The organism is Pseudanabaena minima str. Chao 2107, from assembly GCF_051131155.1.
GTDB lineage: Bacteria > Cyanobacteriota > Cyanobacteriia > Pseudanabaenales > Pseudanabaenaceae > Pseudanabaena > Pseudanabaena minima.
The window spans coordinates 4,886,752-4,903,942 of sequence record NZ_CP159508.1 but is presented as its reverse complement, the minus strand read 5'-3'; the positions used below and the strand labels follow the sequence as shown (position 1 = coordinate 4,903,942).

General features: G+C 41.5%; 15 protein-coding genes and 2 pseudogenes. 10 read left to right on the top strand and 7 right to left on the bottom strand.

Going from position 1 to position 17,191, the window contains the following annotated elements:
- Positions 1–6: 6 nt before the first annotated feature.
- The 3 genes and pseudogenes from asnB to ABM313_RS22155 all read right to left on the bottom strand — a co-directional run.
- On the bottom strand, positions 7–1,890 hold the full coding sequence (gene asnB, locus ABM313_RS22165; RefSeq protein WP_434685289.1) for an asparagine synthase (glutamine-hydrolyzing): 1,884 nt from the start codon (positions 1,888–1,890) through the stop codon (positions 7–9).
- Positions 1,890–2,900 (bottom strand): NAD-dependent epimerase/dehydratase family protein, encoded by a 1,011-nt coding sequence (locus ABM313_RS22160; protein WP_434685288.1) that lies wholly within the window; start codon positions 2,898–2,900, stop codon positions 1,890–1,892. Before ABM313_RS22160 ends, asnB begins: the two co-directional genes overlap by 1 nt.
- 19 nt (positions 2,901–2,919) lie before the next feature.
- A pseudogene (locus ABM313_RS22155) lies at positions 2,920–3,169 on the bottom strand (ABC transporter ATP-binding protein); the annotation flags it as partial.
- Between the two features lie 102 nt (positions 3,170–3,271).
- Here ABM313_RS22155 and ABM313_RS22150 point away from each other — a divergent pair.
- The 3 genes and pseudogenes from ABM313_RS22150 (at position 3,272) to ABM313_RS22140 (ending at position 6,198) form a co-directional block, all read left to right on the top strand.
- Positions 3,272–4,284 (top strand): annotated as a pseudogene (locus ABM313_RS22150) (IS630 family transposase).
- A 160-nt stretch (positions 4,285–4,444) separates the two neighbouring features.
- Positions 4,445–5,293 carry a helix-turn-helix domain-containing protein gene (locus tag ABM313_RS22145; RefSeq protein WP_434685287.1) on the top strand — a complete coding sequence of 283 codons (849 nt, stop codon included), beginning with the start codon at positions 4,445–4,447 and terminating at the stop codon, positions 5,291–5,293.
- Between the two features lie 68 nt (positions 5,294–5,361).
- Positions 5,362–6,198 (top strand): SirB1 family protein, encoded by an 837-nt coding sequence (locus ABM313_RS22140; protein ID WP_434688558.1) that lies wholly within the window; start codon positions 5,362–5,364, stop codon positions 6,196–6,198.
- Between the two features lie 17 nt (positions 6,199–6,215).
- Here ABM313_RS22140 and ABM313_RS22135 read toward each other — a convergent pair whose 3' ends face one another.
- From ABM313_RS22135 to ABM313_RS22125, 3 genes are all read right to left on the bottom strand, one after another.
- Positions 6,216–7,112, bottom strand: coding sequence for an alpha/beta fold hydrolase (locus ABM313_RS22135; protein ID WP_434685286.1), 897 nt, complete (start codon positions 7,110–7,112; stop codon positions 6,216–6,218).
- A 9-nt stretch (positions 7,113–7,121) separates the two neighbouring features.
- A complete protein-coding gene (locus ABM313_RS22130; protein ID WP_434685285.1) occupies positions 7,122–7,745 on the bottom strand; it encodes a hypothetical protein in 624 nt (207 codons plus the stop codon).
- A 272-nt stretch (positions 7,746–8,017) separates the two neighbouring features.
- Complete coding sequence (locus ABM313_RS22125) at positions 8,018–8,593, bottom strand: peroxiredoxin (protein WP_434685284.1); 576 nt, start codon at positions 8,591–8,593, stop codon at positions 8,018–8,020.
- An 84-nt stretch (positions 8,594–8,677) separates the two neighbouring features.
- On the opposite strand from ABM313_RS22125, the gene ABM313_RS22120 reads away from it, so the two are divergent.
- Together ABM313_RS22120 and ABM313_RS22115 are read left to right on the top strand one after the other, a co-directional pair.
- Positions 8,678–9,103, top strand: a complete 426-nt coding sequence (locus tag ABM313_RS22120) for a phosphomannose isomerase type II C-terminal cupin domain (RefSeq protein WP_434685283.1) — start codon at positions 8,678–8,680, stop codon at positions 9,101–9,103.
- A 93-nt stretch (positions 9,104–9,196) separates the two neighbouring features.
- Complete coding sequence (locus tag ABM313_RS22115) at positions 9,197–10,309, top strand: DegT/DnrJ/EryC1/StrS family aminotransferase (RefSeq protein WP_434685282.1); 1,113 nt, start codon at positions 9,197–9,199, stop codon at positions 10,307–10,309.
- 38 nt (positions 10,310–10,347) lie between these two features.
- Here the strand turns inward: ABM313_RS22115 and ABM313_RS22110 are convergent, their stop codons facing one another.
- Positions 10,348–10,938 (bottom strand): Uma2 family endonuclease, encoded by a 591-nt coding sequence (locus ABM313_RS22110; protein ID WP_434685281.1) that lies wholly within the window; start codon positions 10,936–10,938, stop codon positions 10,348–10,350.
- Between the two features lie 241 nt (positions 10,939–11,179).
- On the opposite strand from ABM313_RS22110, the gene ABM313_RS22105 reads away from it, so the two are divergent.
- From ABM313_RS22105 to ABM313_RS22085, 5 genes are all read left to right on the top strand, one after another.
- Positions 11,180–13,141, top strand: coding sequence for a cation transporting ATPase C-terminal domain-containing protein (locus tag ABM313_RS22105; protein WP_434685280.1), 1,962 nt, complete (start codon positions 11,180–11,182; stop codon positions 13,139–13,141).
- Positions 13,142–13,194: 53 nt separating this feature from the next.
- Positions 13,195–13,956 carry a Uma2 family endonuclease gene (locus ABM313_RS22100; RefSeq protein ID WP_434685278.1) on the top strand — a complete coding sequence of 254 codons (762 nt, stop codon included), beginning with the start codon at positions 13,195–13,197 and terminating at the stop codon, positions 13,954–13,956.
- Between the two features lie 65 nt (positions 13,957–14,021).
- Complete coding sequence (locus ABM313_RS22095) at positions 14,022–15,344, top strand: amino acid ABC transporter substrate-binding protein (protein WP_434685277.1); 1,323 nt, start codon at positions 14,022–14,024, stop codon at positions 15,342–15,344.
- Positions 15,345–15,370: 26 nt separating this feature from the next.
- Positions 15,371–15,991, top strand: a complete 621-nt coding sequence (locus tag ABM313_RS22090) for a Uma2 family endonuclease (protein ID WP_434688556.1) — start codon at positions 15,371–15,373, stop codon at positions 15,989–15,991.
- A 79-nt stretch (positions 15,992–16,070) separates the two neighbouring features.
- Positions 16,071–16,982, top strand: coding sequence for a prohibitin family protein (locus tag ABM313_RS22085; protein WP_434685276.1), 912 nt, complete (start codon positions 16,071–16,073; stop codon positions 16,980–16,982).
- The last annotated feature ends 209 nt before the right edge of the window (positions 16,983–17,191 follow it).

Sequence of the window (17,191 nt, the reverse complement as noted above, 5' to 3'; positions counted from 1 at the left end):
CCCCTTTCATGAGCTATTGTCTAGAAATTTAGTTAGCCATTCTTCAACATTTAACAAAGACCAAATAAGTAAACGGTGATTTTTTTTGCCTTCCAGGTGTTCATTAATCAAGCTATGGGTGGTTTTGCGGTCTAAGAACTCATAGATTTTTGTCTCACTACTAAATAATTTACGTTTGACAAAATCAATGCTTTCACCCTGAAACCAACTAGAATCTGGTGCAGAGAATCCTTGTTTTTCCCTCTGTGAAACAACCTCAGGAACATATTTACGCATTGCCTGACGCATAAGAAGCTTACCATCTCTGGACTTACGAAAATATTTTTCAGACTTATGACCAGGCTCATTTTCGTTAAGCCGTACTACCTCTCCTAGGTTACCCAACTTTAAACTAACAGGTAACTTTTGAGCAAAGTCAACTAAATCATTGTCCAAAAACGGTACGCGACATTCTAAGCCATGCGCCATGCTGAGTTTATCTTCAACCACTAACAAACCATGTAAGAAGGTTTTTGCTTCAAAATAGAGTGAATGATTTATGTAGTCTTCAGGACGGTTGAGTTCTGGTGTATATTTTCTAAATACATTTCTGAAAATATCTCGTGTCCAAATATGGTTAACCTCTTGCCATATTGGCTGAAAAACATTCTGAATAGTTTTATTGGGAATTAATCTCTGCCAAAACAAATAATACTTGTCAACGTATTCTTCAAAATTATTATTAACTACTGCCCGATAATAGCGCCAAGGATATCCACCAAAGATCTCATCACCACCTGTTCCCGCTAAAACAACCTTGACAAACTTACTAGCCAGTTGAGCAATATAGTAGTTAGGGTAGCTTTGACCAACGCGAGGTTCTTCCAGATGCCAAGTAAGTTTTGGTAACACTCGTTCCATATCTCCAGCCTTAAGAACCATTTCATAATGTTCGGTTTTAAAAAGATAAGACATGTATTCAGAAGCTTCTCTTTCATCAAAACTTAGCTCTAACCCAGATGCAGAATGCAAATCAAAACCACAAGTGAAGGTTTTGATATATGGAAGTTGAGTAGCGGCGATCGCGGTAATTGCTCCAGAATCAATCCCCCCACTTAAGTAAGCACCTACATCTACATCACTTACTAATTGACGCTTAACAGCTTGACAAAACAGGCGATCAAGCTCTTCTAGATATTCATGCTGATCTCTAGGATGGCTTGGTTCAACAAACTGATAGTCCCAATAACATCTTGGTTTAATTGATTGGTTTGCTAAATTAACCTTTAAGTAATGTCCTGATGGAAACAGTCGAATATCTTTGAATAAAGTACGGTCAGTAAAAAAGTTCTGAAATGTAAAATATTCTAAAAGTGCTTCTTTGTCTATACTAGACCTATATATGGGATTAGCAAGAATGGCTTTGATCTCTGAGCCAAATAAGAAATAGTTACCTAGTTGTAAATAATAAAGAGGCTTAACCCCATAACGATCACGGGCTAGGAATAATTCGCATTCCTGCCTATCCCAAATTGCAAAAGCGAACATACCATTGAGTCTATCTAAAACTTTTTCTTTCCATTCAGCATAGGCATATAGTAAAACCTCGGTATCTGTTTGCGATTTTATTTGATAACCATTAGACTCTAATTCTTGTCTTAGTTCTCGAAAATTATAAATCTCACCATTGTAAGTTAATACATACCGATTATTATTACTAGACATAGGCTGATGACCAGCACTAGAGAGATCGAGAATAGCAAGTCGACGATGACCTAATCCGATAAAACTATCCACAAAAAATCCCTCACCATCAGGTCCACGATGAGCGATCGCATCAGTCATTTTTTTCAGAATACTAGAGGACACAGGTTCGCCATTTGTATTAAAGACTCCAGCAATTCCACACATTACTTAATGCCCGCCTGAATACGTCTTTGAGATACCTCTTCTTTATGATTGTTACGCCATTCAATCAAATTCTTTAACCCTTCTTTCAGATCAACTTTTGCTTCAAAATTAATTTCTCGACTAGCTTTGATGGGGCAACCAACACGATTCTTCACAAATGTTAATCCACTTGGCTCATATTGAATTTGCAGATGAGATTCCGTAACATCAAGAATCAATTCAGCTAGTTCTTTAATAGTAGTTTTGATACCTCTGCCGACATTGTAAAAAGCATCCGTTGCTTCTGATTTCATTGCACAAATATTAGCCGCAGCACAATCTCCAACATATACAAAGTCATAGGCTTGAGATCCATCACCATAAACCATAGGGGGTAAACCTTTATCTAAGCGATCCAAGATTTTCATAATCACGGCAATATATGCGCCTCGATAGTCCTGTCGTGGACCATAAACATTCATATAACGTAAGCCAACGTAATCAAAATGCCTTTCAGTACCCTTGTAACGATGATAAAGAGAGCGACACATATGCTCGCCAGCAATTTTAGTTGCACCATAGAAATTGTTGTTATTATAAGGGTGATCTTCTGCCATAGGCTCAGTAATTGCATCTCCATAGACCGAAGCGGAGGAAGAATAAACTAATTTTTTGATACCATTATTTAAGCAGGCTTCAAGTACATTAAATGTTCCTGCAATATTTACTTCAAAGGCTGAACGAGGAAAATCATGGCAATGTAAAAGCCATAGAGCCGCAAAATGGAAAACTCCATCGATATCTTTCATGGCTGCATTGAGAATATCTCTATGCATTAATTCACCACCTAAAGGGAAAATATTGACCCGTGGATCTTTAAGAGCCTGTATAAGGTTTTCGTGTGTACCACGGGAAAAGTTATCGTAGATACGAATTTCTGCGACATCTTCTAGCAAGAGTTGATCAACAGTATGAGAGCCAATTAAACCTGCTCCACCAATCACCAAAAACCGCTTTCCTTTTAATTCCATATATTTGTATTTAAAGTAACTTTTCTATACTGTTGCGACTGACTATACCAATCCTATCTCTGTTTAATTTCAAAAGACACATCCTTCAACGCCCAAAACTCCTCATGGGCAGGATCTTCAAACTTTTGATTAAAGTTAAAAATTTTATGTTTTAAAGATCTAGCACTGTTGGCGATCGCATCTCGCAGAGTGCTATATCGCTCCTGTTTTTGATGACCAATCACATAGCGCTTACTAAGATTTTCAACCTGAATTACAGTATCTGACATATTGTAACTTTACCCAGATTTGGCTATCTAAGTAGCCATGCAGAATTATTTACACATAACGATATTAATGGGAAGATTCTAAAAAGCACTATATCCGATCTAATTGCTGTGAGACTAATTGCGCCACTTTCACCTGAAACGACAAAACTACTGTGGCGAATATATCGTCAAAGTAAGCGCTTAGCAATTCGACAAAGAGCACACTGTATTCTCTTGAGTGCCCAAGGCATGAGCATAGCGCAACTGATGCAAATTTTCGATGTGAGTCGCAAAACGATTCATAACTGGTTTGTGGCATGGGAAAGCCAGAAATTAGTGGGATTGTGCGACCGAGCAGGACGAGGGCGTAAACCCACGTTTACCCCGAGGCAGCAAGAGCAAATAAAACAATGGGTGAATCAATCACCGAAACAACTCAAACGAGTGCTGCAAAAAATTGAGGAAGAATGGAAAATTAAGGTGAGCAAAGATACGATTACACGAGTGCTTAAAAGCTTGTCCATTAGCTGGCGATGGGTGCGACGAGTCGTTGGTGGCAAACCTGATGAGCAGGAGTATAGAGAGAAACAGCAACAACTCACCGAATTGCTAGAACAGGAAAAGCAGGGCAAAATCGATTTGCGATATCTTGATGAAAGTGGCTTTTCTTTAACTCCAACTGTTCCCTATGCTTGGCAGGAGAAAGGGATGGGTTTAAGCCTACCCAGTCAACGCAGTAGGCGGTTGAATGTCGTGGGTTTGATCAATCGAAACAATGACTTATCTGCTTATGTTTTTGAATGCAGTATCACCAGTACAGTCATTCTCGCTTGTATTGATGACTTTGCTCGTCAATCTAGCAAGCCAACTGTGATTGTTTGATTGTTATGGATCAAGCCTCTATTCACACCAGTCAAACGATTCAAGAGAAGTTAGAACAGTGGAAGAAACAGCAAGTTGAGATTTTCCAGTTACCTCCTTATAGTCCCCAATTAAACTTGATTGAAATTTTGTGGCGTTTCATGAAGTATGAGTGGATTGAGCTCAATGCTTATGAATCTTGGGATTCCTTAGTCTCTTATGTTGAAAAGGTTCTTCGAGACTTTGGCTCAAATTATGTAATTAATTTTGCTTAGCTACTTACTTTACTAGGCTTGAAATTTTAATTTACTTTATTGATTTACACTTTCAGCAAATAGTTTTGCAAATAGTTTACTTATTAAAACTCTAACCCATACGCTCAAGCGTTAAGATATTGATTGGTTCGTAGATGTGGTTTCGGGGTATCCCAAATCAATGGCTGTTAAACTTGCGCTGGATGATAAACAAGAAATACTTCGCCTCTATCGTGAGTCTGATGCAACCACGACTCAACTGGCGAAGCAGTTTGGCATTAGTACGAGTACGGTCTTGCGACTGCTACAAGAGCTAATTCCTGCTGAGGAGTATCGACAATTGGTAGGTCAAAAAAAGGCTGAAGGAAAAAGAGGATCGCGGCTCAATTACGATATGGGCGGTTTTCAGGTAAATCAGCTTGCTTTGATCCCTGACGATTTGCCACTAACGCCTGAAGCTAGTAACCATGATTGTGAACCAAATTTTGACCAAGGTGATGAAACGGCGATCGCGATGGATGAAAATCTAGATGAAACCCTGAATATTGGAGAAAGCGAACTTGACGACGAAGATCTTGAGGATGATGACGAAGATGACTTAGTTGATGAAGATAATCTTGAGCTAGATGAGGATGAACTAGATGAAGACTTCACCGATGAAGATGCTGACTCTGGCTTGCCAATGTTTGCAGACCTCAGTGGCGGTCATAGTCTCAGCGATCACCTTGAAATCTTGCCCCTAGACAGAGCTGATTTACCTTTAATTTGCTATATCGTCGTGGATCGCATTGCCGAAATTATTACTCGTCCCCTCAAGGATTTTAAAGATCTCGGTGCAATTCCACCTGAGGAGTCACTGTCAAAAACAATTCCCATTTTTGATAATCATCGAGTGGCAAGGCGATTTTCTCATCACAATCAGCGTGTGATTAAGTTTCCTAGCGATTTGATTCATATTACCCGTCCCAAACTTGTCCAAAAGGGCATTACCCGCATTCTGTTTAGCGGACAGGTATACACATTAAATTAGAAGATATAATTATGCACCGCGCTAAGCGCGGTGCATAATTACCAATTGAGTAAAAGGCAAATACTGTGTTGACTCTTTCCCCAGCGAGGCAAAAGTTTTGGCAAATTGCCCACACACCTGATCCAGACATGTCGATAGACCATTTGCTCGAAGGTGCATTGGCGATCACATGGGAAGAGTATCCGCGTATGGATCTCGAACATTATCGGGAAATTTTTGATCGCATGGTTGCTGATCTGCAACCACGAATTGCCCAAATTCATTACCCACTCAAGGTAGTGCAGGAAATTAATCAATATTTATTTGCCAAACAAGGTTTTCGTGGCAATGACAGCGATTATTACGATCCCCGTAATAGTTTCATCACCGATGTTTTAGAGCGTCGTTTAGGTATTCCTCTGTCGCTATCACTGGTTTATATGGTGATTAGCGATCGCCTTGGATTTCCGATGGATGGAATTAGTTTCCCAGCCCATTTTATTATTCGTCCTCGGCATCCTGATCTAGAGATTTTCATTGATCCCTACAATAAGGGCGAAATTTTATTTCCTGAAGACTGTGCCGCCAAGTTGACACAGCTATATGGCTATGAGATCCCGCTTCAGCCTGAATATCTTGAACCTGTTAGTATTCGACGCATTTTAGATCGGTTACTCACTAATTTAAAATTGATCTATCTCCGCCGCCGTGAACCCGACAAAGCATTAGCCGCCATCGAGCGATCGCTCATGCTCAATCCCGATGTACCAACCCAATGGCGCGATCGTGGTTTAATTTGCTATCAGTTAGATCGGTTTACTGAAGCAAGAATCGATCTCGAAAACTATTTGCAACAAGTTCCCTATGCCGAGGATAGCCGCGTAATCTTGAAATTAATCGAAGAAATCAAACCTAAAACTTTGTGATATGAACAAAGCTTATCTCACAGAGTTTTGAGCATTGTGACAAATTTTCCTTTGGCTTGCCAACTAGCATAAGCACTATAAACACAGTGATCGCCCACACTGACAAACACATGCATAACTTGTAAGGCATTTTCCCAAACCCAAAGTTTTGTCTCTTCTAAACCAGTCTGGATTAGCTCTGCCTTAGCAAAATTTTGATTATCAGTTTCGGTAAGATCAAGCGATCGCAGTTTAGAGATTAACTGTGATGCAGCATCAGTTTGGATTGGTGCAATTATAGGATTTTCCCAAAACTGACGCACAGCCTCAGCAACTCTCGGATGATTTTTAAGAGGGGCATGACGAATGTTATCTAGACGGACAAAACTAGCATGGGCAAACTGAGAACAGCCCACAGGTACTGTGCCATCAGTGTTATGACCAATATCACCAACAACAGAAAGCGTAGGAATTTTTGAGGCGATCGCTTCGGCAATGAGGCGACGATTTGTGCCAAGGTCACGCGCCATCAAGGGGAACCAACGAAATGGATCAAATAATCTGCCAAGATCGGAGCCGCCGATGGGTGACGCGACTAGACAGAGGCTATGGACTTTTGGAAGCCATTCAGGGTGACGATTTAAAACCTCTAGCCAGATTAGCCCACCCATCGAATGGGCGACAATGCGCCAAGGTAATTGAGGATATTTGGCGATCGCCTCTAGAGCTACTTTTTCAACTTTATTAATTAAAGGAGCAATCTCTAGCCAAGTATTAATCCAGCCTAGATCTGGGGTATAGATAATTGTGTTTGAGTTCGCGAGAGATCGGGCTAACTGAGCAATATCATGACAGGTATCTGCCCAACCATGCTGGGCAAACAATATAAAGTCTTGATCTTCCTGTGAGTTTTGCGGATGTAAATTGCTAGGCATATGATGATTTTATCGCCTAATTCTTACACCTCGATACATAACTACTTCCCCACCATCAGACTTTTGATTAGTTTTAGAATTGTTTTTAGTTTCAGATTTTGAACTAGTTTTAAGTGCCTCAACTTCTGATATGAACGCTACCTCACTCACTTTAGCTTGTGTAGCTCCAGTGCTAGCACCCAAGCTTTTAGCAATTTTTTCTAAGGGCTGTGAAATCAACGAACATCCGATCAAAGCTGTCACTCTGGCAACTTCAGCCATTAAGTTTTCAGGTGATAGGCGCGGCAATACATCAGATGCCCCACGTCTCAATGCCCAACTATGTTCAATGTCTTTGATTTTTTCTTGTCTAGGGTTGAATAAAACAACTTTGGTCGCAGCCTGTTGCTTAGCAATCCATTGACAAACCGATGATGATTGCAATGTCTCCGAACTGGGACTTTTGATCGCCATGTCCATAATTAACAAATCTGGCAATTTTTGGCGATCGCATTTTTCCAAATACTGCACTAAGTCTAAGGAAGTATTTTCCCAAATTACATCCAATTGCTGAGTTACCAAAGCTGTCTGCCACAATTCCCCTTGTGCTTGATCAGTGTGCATCATTAAAACAGCTTTTTTTGGTTCTGCCATTGCTTTACTTGGTTCCCCCATCAAGATGAGTTATGCAACTTATGTTTTTGATTACGGCGCTTTACGCTCAAGCTTTAACCAAAGATTTTTATAAAATTGTTGCAGAGATACATTTTTATAAAAATTTTTGTAGTTAGTTTGCTCGGAAATTGCTATAAAAAATCTAACCGATCTGGTAAGTATGTTTTGTACTGTAGTTAACCAAAGTTAAACTGTAGTTAACCAAAGTTAAATAATTATCTTTTACAAAGATAATACTGTGTGTGTGCCTGTTATTTAACTATGATGGTCGCCATACCTTCTTGCCAATCTACAGGACAAACTTCATTGTCATGACTCTGAGTATGTTGAATCGCTTTAAGAGTCCGCAGGGTCTCGTCAATACTACGTCCAAAGGCAAGGTTATTAATGGTGGCATGTTGCACGATACCAACTTTATCAATGATAAACAAACCGCGTAAAGCTGTACCTGCAACAGGATCAAGCACATTAAAAGATGAGGCGATCGCCTTGGTCAAATCCGAAACAAGCGGACATTTAATATCACCACCTAACCCACCATCCGCAAGCGGTGTTTGAATCCAAGCTAAATGCGCGTATTGACTATCCACAGAAATACCAATTACTTCCGTGTTTAGCTTGGCAAATTCTTCATAGCGATCGCTAAAGGCAATTACTTCCGTGGGGCAAACAAAAGTGAAGTCTAGAGGATAAAAAAACAAAACAACATATTTGTTTTTTTGATTTTTTTGGTAACTAGAAAGCTTAATTTTTGTAAATTCCTGATCAACTACAGCATCAGCCTCAAAATCTGGAGCAGGACATCCCACACGCAAGAATTCTGACATAACTCATCTAACCTAATAAAATTCAATCGCGATTCTTGGGCTTAATGTTATCCTAATAACCAACCAGCTTTCTAAAATGCAGTTATGTCACCAGTAAAAGAAGCTCCTTCAGCGATCGCCAGCATTGCAAATTTAAATGGGGATTCACTAAATAGTCATGGTCCAACTGTGGAACGTCCTTGGGGTTCTTTTACCACACTCGAAGAAGGACGAGGTTACAAAATCAAGCGTATTGAGGTGAAATCAGGGCATCGCCTAAGTTTACAAATGCACCACCATCGCAGCGAACATTGGATTGTGGTTTCAGGTACGGCTAAGGTAACCTGTGGCGACCAAGAGACGATGATTAGCACCAACCAATCCACCTATGTCCCCAAATGTACAGCGCACCGCCTAGAAAATCCGGGGGTAATACCTTTGATCTTAATCGAGGTACAGAATGGTGAGTACTTGGGTGAAGACGACATTATTCGCTTCCAAGATGACTACGCCCGTCACGAAAAGAAATAATTACAACAAGGGGCTTAAGCCCCTTGTCTTTTTTGATATCAAGCAATGGCGATCGCGTTTAAAATAGTTGAGGCAATCTAGAATCGTTTCAACGTGAATAAAATTCCTCCCTTTGATGTATCGCAGCAGTATCAACAAATTGGCGATCGCCTCAACAAAGCTGCCTTAGAAGTACTAGCATCAGGGCAATACATTGGCGGACAGACTGTAAGTCAATTTGAGACTGAGTTTGCCAATTATATTGGCTCTCACCATGGTGTTGCTTGCAACTCAGGTACTGATGCTTTGTATTTAGCAATGCGAGCCTTGGATATTGGGGAGGGCGATGAAGTAATTACTTCACCATTTACTTTTTTTGCGAGTGCGGAAACGATCAGCATGACTGGGGCAAAACCAGTATTTGTGGATATAGAAGCACATAGTTTCAATATCAATATGGATCTCATCGAAGCCGCCATCACCGATCGCACCAAAGCAATCATGCCCGTGCATTTGTTTGGACGATCCGTTGATATGACAAGGTTGATGGCGATCGCCCAAAAGCATCATCTTTATGTGATCGAAGACTGCGCTCAAGCAACAGGTGCAACTTTCAACGGTCAGAAAGTAGGAAATATTGGGGATGTCGGTTGTTTTAGTTTTTATCCAACCAAAAATCTCGGTGGCTGTGGCGATGGTGGCATGATGACCACTAAAAGCGCTGAAGTTGCTGAGAAATTAAAAATTTTGCGTGAACATGGTAGTCCTAAGCGCTATTACCACGAATATATCGGCATGAACTCGCGTCTGGATTCTTTACAGGCGGCTCTCTTGCAAGTGAAATTGCCCTATCTCGACAAGTGGAATGCTCAACGTCGCGAAATTAGCGATCGCTATACAGCTCTGCTCAAAGATGCAAATATTCCCAATCTTGTAACTCCTCACCATTGCACGGGCAGCGTCTGGAATCAATATACAGTTTGCATCGGTGCAGGCAAACGCGATTATGTACAGACACAATTGCGAGAACAAAACATCATCACGATGATTTACTATCCTTTGCCTCTACATTTGCAATCGGTCTACAAACATCTTGGCTATAAAAAATGTGATTTCCTAGTTACCGAAGATATCTGCGATCGCGTACTATCTTTACCGATGTTTCCTGAACTAGCCGCAGAGCAACAGGAGCGAGTCGTCAGTACGTTAAAAGACATCCTCAAATAATCTCAAATCATAAAAAAGCGGTGTAATACACCGCTTTTTTATGATCCAAACGCTAAAACTTGCTCAACAGTAAGGGCAAAGCCAGCAACTACCGTCGATGAAATTTGCATGTCGCCTGCATAAATCTTGTCCTCATATTGCCCTTCCACCCATAGGCATATGGTGATCTGGCGCATTTCAGGATCGATAATCCAATATTCGTTAACGCCTCTAGCTGCATACTCTGTACGTTTATAGCGATAGTCGCGATCGCGATTCTCCTGCCCAGGGGAAACAACTTCGACCACCAAAACAGGCGGTGGCATTTCTTGAGTGATCGTGTTACTTTGTTGACCAGTCATCGCCACAAAACCATCTTCACTGAGTACAACTAAATCAGGGAGTCTGACCTTTGCCCTTCTGCCACTAACTACAAGCTCAATATCCTTATGACAAATTAGTGAAATTGGAAAATATTTTGCCAATTCAAACATTAGCAATTTCGCAATCTGGCAATTTAGAGGAGATTCGGTGGGCATTTTGACTAATTCTCCGTTGACTAGCTCATAGCGCGTATCTGTCCCATCGTCATAGTTAAGATAGTCTTCTATGGTCATTAGGTTAGAGGGGCTAGCTGTGGCTAAAGTCATAATTTTCAGATCCTCTACTACGCATGACCGAATTGTAGCAAAGTCTAATAGTGGAGAGGTATTTATCTCATTTCCCATCTAGTACAGTGCTTTGCGCTGACTTAAACCCCAAAAAGAATTTTGAAAGTGGCGCTTCGCAACACTTTCAAAATTCTTATCGAGATCGCTGGCAAATTTAAAAAACTTAAATCTCCGCTCTATAATAACCACATCTAGATTAAGGAAGCCCCAAAATCAAACTATGACAAAATTTGACTTTCTATCGGATATTCAAAAACCTTGGCACTACATGGACGTAGAGCAAGTACTGGCAGCTTTGGAATCTTCGATGGAAGGTTTATCCTATGTGAATGCGCGACAAAGATTGCGGCATTTGGGAGCGAATAAATTACCGCGATCGCGTCCCATTAGCAAAGTTCTCTTACAACCTTTAATCAATCCTTTAACTTATCTTTTATTAGGATCAGCAATTTATTTGCAATGGAATGGTGCTGAAGGATGGGCGCTAATTTCTATAGGCGTACTGCATAGTGCAACTGGACTTGGCATCTCATTATGGTCAATTAAGACTAAAGAGAAGGTCAGTCGCGATCGCCCGCAACGTCGTCAAAACGTTCCCTCCAATTCGGTAATCGTATTGCGCGATTGTGAAGAGATGGAACTGCCATCACGGGATTTGGTATTAGGTGATATTTTAGTGCTACGAGAAGGCGATCGCCCGAATGTGGATTTGCGCGTACTAGAGACATCGGAGGATTTACTAGTAAATCAGACTAATTTAGGCGGTGAAGCAATTTGTGCTAAGCGAGCTGAGCTTACTTTTGAAGAAAAAACTCCACCCCTTGAATGCAGCAATATGATCTATGCGGGAACAGAAATTTCCACAGGAACCGTCAAGGGTATTGTGATTGCGACAAGCCGTTTCACCCAAGAACAGGCAGCTCTAATCAAAGAGAAGCCATTTTCAGTTATCCATTCTGAATTACGTCAACTACGTCAAGTCTGGATTGGGATGCTGCTGTTAGTGACGACTACGGCAATCGGTTTTGCATGGCAGCGTGGAATTACGATTAATGCGATGACTGCTGCCGCTTTAATTGTTAGCACCTATCCTCAAAATTTATTACGCATTGCGACGCAAGTCCAATTATTGGGGATGTGCGATCTTGCTAAACAGAGAATATGGGTGCGGTTTCCCTCTGTCTTAGATGCGATCGCCAGAGTAACCAAAATTGTGCCAATAGTCGAGTCGGACGTAGTGCTGAGCTTTGACAATTTAAGTCGTGCAGGCATTGAATGGCGGGGATTAATCAGAGCTTCTGAAGATGATGCAGTCGCATTTGGGAAAGTAATTGGTATTGAAACCCATAGTTATTTTGATGCTCCTCAAGAGCGGATTCGCCAATGGCAAAGAGAAGCATCCCAATTTAGCCAAAAGCCTTTAAAAGCAGTTGCAGTAATTGGGAATGATATTGAAGATATTCCTCTACTCAGAGCCGCCGATGTTGGAATCTGCGATCGCACCTGTCGCAAAGAATTACAAGATAGTTCAGCACTAATTCTACCGAAGGAAGACTTCCATTATTTACCGATCGCGATTCTCGAAGGAAGAGCCACCTTTGATCGGTTGCAACGCATAGCCTTACTTACGGCTACAAGTTCCTTCACGTTAGCAGTACTAACTTTAATGGATACCGCCGCAGGATTTTCCATACCACCATTGCAAATAATCTGGGTTGGTGCGATCACTACCCCACTTGTGGCTTTTCCTCTCGCCCTTGAACCTACCCATGAGAGTCTGTTATCTCAACCAGCACATCGTTTTCAAACCATGTTGCGTCCAAGTAATTACCTCCGCATTTTGCTAACTGTAGCCGCGACGATTACTGCCATTTCCCTAGTCTTCTGGCTAAAGTATCAAGGTCAACCTGCGATGTTGTCCCAAGCCCGATCAATGGCTTTTGTCACCCTTGGTTTCAGTCAGATTTTCCATGCCTGTGCGATCGCCCGTCAAAGTGTATTTAGTAACTTGCCACTGATTCTCGGCATATCCTTTATCACTTTTTGTCAAATAGCCTTTGTGCAAGTTCCTTGGTTTGGCGATCTGATGTCAACGGTTCCTTTAAATGGTGTTGAATGGGCGATCGCAGTTCTCAGTGCTACGGCTGTATTTTGGGTACAAGAACTTCTCAAAACGAGTTAGCGATTGTTGTTATACTATGGCAAAATAAAGCTAACGTAACAAGCCAGAAAGCTATGGTTACAACAGTACCTTATGAATACCGCCAGCTACCCACTGCGGAAGATCTGCCAGATTCCGACGAAAACCCTGTGGATAACGAACTTCAAAATGACATTCCTAATCTTCTTCTAAATTTGCTGCGATTGATTTGGAGTGAGCGCGAAGATTGGTTTTGGGGTGTAGATATGTGTTTCTACTATGAACCAAACATTGAAGAACCTGAAAAATCTAAAGCCATAGTTCCCGATGCTTTTTTGGCTCTTGGGGTAGATAGACGTACTAATGAAGGTGGAAGATTAAGCTATGTGTTATGGCAAGAAAATGTTTTACCAATTCTTGCTTTAGAAGTCATCTCTAAAAAGTATAACGGCGAATATGATCGCAAACTTTTACAATATCAAGACCTAGGAATTCTCTATTATGTCGTTTACAATGCCTTAAGTGGAAGAAGAGGACTTTACAAAAATCATCAATCTTTAGAAGTGTACAAGTTGGTTAATGGCAATTACGAACTTCTTCCACCAGTTTCACTTTTGCAAGAAGGTGGAAAAATGGTGTGGATGCCAGAACTTGCTTTAGGTATTGGCTGTGAGCGTGGTATTAGCGGTAATTGGGAGCGTGAATGGGTCTATTGGTATGATCGCAATAGCATTAGATATTTGACTGCTGAGGAACGTACTAAACAAGCTGAAGAACTTGCTAGTCAAGAACGTCAACAGAAAGAGAAATTAGCAACTTATTTAAGGTCACTGGGTATAAATCCTGATGAGATTTAATCGAATCAAGGTAAGCTGCAAATAGACAATAGATCAGATTGATCGCGCTAGAAATTAGTAAACCCATGAGTTTAATGCCTAAGCATTTACCGAAAACTGCTGTCCTCTTAAAACGTAACGCCCAAAAGCCATCTAGACAAACACCTCTGAGGCAATGGTGTTTTTTTGCAAGCTTAACGATCGCTTTGCTATCAGGATGTCAACCAGCACCAACTCCTAGCCCCACAGTCACGCCAACAGCAACCCCAACCCCAACAACTGCGACCACCATCAAAGATAAAGCTCCAGAGGGGATTTTAGAGCGGGTGAAAGCTCGTGGGAAGCTAATCTGTGGTGTAAATGGTAAGTTATCTGGTTTTAGCTATGTTGACGAAAAAGGGGTGTGGAGTGGCTTAGACGTAGACTATTGCCAAGCGATCGCGGCGGCAGTCTTGGGGGATGCCAAAGCGGTTGAGTTTAAACCATTGCTAGCCAAGGATCGCTTTACAGCGATCCAAAGTGGGGAAATCGATGTCTTGATGCGAAATACGACCCACACTTTAACCCGTGATGTCGCTACGAATATTTCCTTTGCGCCTACAACTTTTTTTGATGGTCAGGGTGTAATGCTCAGAATTGGGGCAAAACCAACAGAATCTAAGACAAGTTCACCTAGTCCCACAGACCCAACTTCTCCTTCTCCTTCACCAACGACCTCAGCTTCTCCCACCCCTAGTCCCAGTAGCCCTTCAGCCGACAAAGATAGTAGCAAAACGGATAAACAAACACCTAAAACGAGTGAAGAATTGGCGATCGCCCTCAAAGAACTCACAGACAAAAAAATCTGTGTGGAAACAGGAATCAACGCCACAAATCTAGAATCTACATTCAAAGAAGCCAATATAGCGATCGAGTCGATTATCTTGCCTGATCTCGATGAAGTCTTAAAAACCTATGCCAAAGGTGATTGCGAAGCAATTTCTTCAGAAAAATCACAACTTGCTGCATGGAGGAGTAAGTTACCACGTCCTGCTGATCACAAAATTCTCGATCTGAGTTTGTCAAGGGAACCACTTAGCCCTGCACTGGTTGGTAATGACGATCGCTGGCGGGATGTCGTGACATGGATAATTTATGCCACTTTCTACGCTGATGAATTGGGTATTAACATGAATAATTACACGATTTTTAGGGATACTAAAAATCCTGAAGTTGCAAGATTTCTCGGTACATCAGAATCTTTGGGCATTGAGCTGGGACTTGCTCCAGACTGGACAACTCAAATCCTGAAGCAAGTAGGAAATTACAGTGATATCTACAATCGCAATCTTGCGCCCCTAGATATTCCCCGTGGTTTAAATCGCACTTGGAAGCAAGGTGGATTGCTCTACTCGATGCCATTTCGTTAAATGCGGCGGTAAATGCAGAGGTATTTATGTTTCAAACTACGGCTAGGGAAATTACCTTTGAAGAATTTCTCGATTGGTATCCCGATGGTTATGGGCGTTATGAACTTTATGATGGAGCGATCGTCGAAATGCAGCCAACAGGAACCCATGAACAAGTAGGCGGTTTTACGGCGACAAAATTAGCAGTAGAAATCGATCGCTACTCCATGGATTGCTTCATACCCCGTCAAGCATTTGTAAAACCGATGGGAACCCATCGGTCGGGCTACATCCCTGATGTGATAGTCCTCAATCAAGCAGCCTTAGAATTTGAACCCCTGTGGAAAAAGCGTTCCACCATTACCAAAGGCGAAACAATTAGGTTGGCAATCGAGATAGTTAGTACCAACTGGCAAGATGACTATTTGACGAAGTTGAGAGACTATGAAGCTTTAAGCATTCCTGAATATTGGATTATTGATTATCTTGGCTTGGGTGGGCGGCGCTATATCGGTTTTCCAAAACAGCCAACCTTGTCGATTTATAATCTGGTCGATGGAGAGTATGAAGTACAACAATTTCGAGGTAGCGATCGCTTGATATCGAGTGCTTTCCCACAGTTAACGTTAACCGCAGAGCAAATTTTTGATTCGGGTAAAGATTTTTGATGGCGCGGCTTTGTCGCGCCATCAAAAATCTTATGTTAAAAATAAAATATCTGTGTGGTGATTTTGAAGGTATACACAAATGTCATTTATCGTTTCCGCGATCGCCTCACTCGTCTCGATATTGGTATTTTTTAGTAGCAATCGCCTCGTCGATAATCGCATTGCCCAACTAGTGATTAAGGCGATCGCAGGGCTAATTGCTCTAGTCACTACAATCAATGCCTTGAGCCGCTTGATAATTGTGATTCCTGCGGGAAATGTTGGGGTAGAAGATTTTCAGGGTAAGGTCAGCGATCGCAGCTTAACTGCTGGACTACATGTGATTAATCCCTTTGCCGATGTAGTGCAGTTTTCTGTACGCTTACGAGATCTCAAAGAAGAAATTGGGGCAACATCTAGGGAAGGCTTGGCTTTAGGGATTGATATCAGCATTCAATATCGGATTGATCCTGCTAAAGCACCGAGTATTTACCTGAATATTGGCACTGAAGAAAGCGAAATTGTAATTTCACGATTTCGGTCTATTTCTCGCGAAATTGTGGCTGGATATTCTGCCGAAGATGTTTATGCCACTAAGCGCGAAGAAATCAGTTTAAAACTTGCCGAAAAATTGCGATCGCAACTTGCGCCAATTGGATTCATTGTCGATGATGCTCTATTGCGAAACGTGAAAGTGCCTGAAACTTTACAAGCAGCCATTCAGCAACGCCTCAAAGCTGAACAGGAAAATTTACAAATGAAATTTGTCTTAGAAAAAGAGAAGCAAGAAGCCGATCGCAAACGAATCGAGGCAAAGGGCAGCGCTGATGCTCAAAAAATCTTGGCAGAAGGACTCACACCTGCGGTGCTGCAATTACGCCAAATCGAGGCAACTGAAAAACTAGCACAATCTCAAAACTCTAAACTAGTAATTCTTGGCAATAGTCAAAATACACCTTTAATTTTGCCTGTTGATCGTGAAGCGACTAGAGCTATTGCGCCAACACCATAATCCCAAAGCAAAAAATAGCTGCGCCATTTTTTACTTTTAAAACCCAAGAATTGGTGGTGCGGCGCGAAGCGCCGCACCACCAATTCTTGGGTTTTAACGCCCAAAAGCAAGCCATAAGAGATTTTTTAAAAGCTTTGCTTTGCAACACTTTTAAAAAATCTCTTATGGCTTGTTTGAGATTGCTGATGGCTGAGGTTACTCAAACTGTT

Excerpts from the sequence above, each read along its gene's own strand:
- ABM313_RS22095 (WP_434685277.1), top strand. The coding sequence starts at position 14,022 with ATGAGTTTAATGCCTAAGCATTTACCGAAAACTGCTGTCCTCTTAAAA.
- ABM313_RS22100 (WP_434685278.1), top strand. The coding sequence starts at position 13,195 with ATGGTTACAACAGTACCTTATGAATACCGCCAGCTACCCACTGCGGAA.
- ABM313_RS22125 (WP_434685284.1), bottom strand. The coding sequence starts at position 8,593 with ATGTCAGAATTCTTGCGTGTGGGATGTCCTGCTCCAGATTTTGAGGCT.
- ABM313_RS22160 (WP_434685288.1), bottom strand. The coding sequence starts at position 2,900 with ATGGAATTAAAAGGAAAGCGGTTTTTGGTGATTGGTGGAGCAGGTTTA.
- ABM313_RS22105 (WP_434685280.1), top strand. The coding sequence starts at position 11,180 with ATGACAAAATTTGACTTTCTATCGGATATTCAAAAACCTTGGCACTAC.
- ABM313_RS22110 (WP_434685281.1), bottom strand. The coding sequence starts at position 10,938 with ATGACTTTAGCCACAGCTAGCCCCTCTAACCTAATGACCATAGAAGAC.
- ABM313_RS22145 (WP_434685287.1), top strand. The coding sequence starts at position 4,445 with ATGGCTGTTAAACTTGCGCTGGATGATAAACAAGAAATACTTCGCCTC.
- asnB (WP_434685289.1), bottom strand. The coding sequence starts at position 1,890 with ATGTGTGGAATTGCTGGAGTCTTTAATACAAATGGCGAACCTGTGTCC.
- ABM313_RS22090 (WP_434688556.1), top strand. The coding sequence starts at position 15,371 with ATGTTTCAAACTACGGCTAGGGAAATTACCTTTGAAGAATTTCTCGAT.
- ABM313_RS22120 (WP_434685283.1), top strand. The coding sequence starts at position 8,678 with ATGTCACCAGTAAAAGAAGCTCCTTCAGCGATCGCCAGCATTGCAAAT.
- ABM313_RS22135 (WP_434685286.1), bottom strand. The coding sequence starts at position 7,112 with ATGCCTAGCAATTTACATCCGCAAAACTCACAGGAAGATCAAGACTTT.
- ABM313_RS22130 (WP_434685285.1), bottom strand. The coding sequence starts at position 7,745 with ATGGCAGAACCAAAAAAAGCTGTTTTAATGATGCACACTGATCAAGCA.
- ABM313_RS22085 (WP_434685276.1), top strand. The coding sequence starts at position 16,071 with ATGTCATTTATCGTTTCCGCGATCGCCTCACTCGTCTCGATATTGGTA.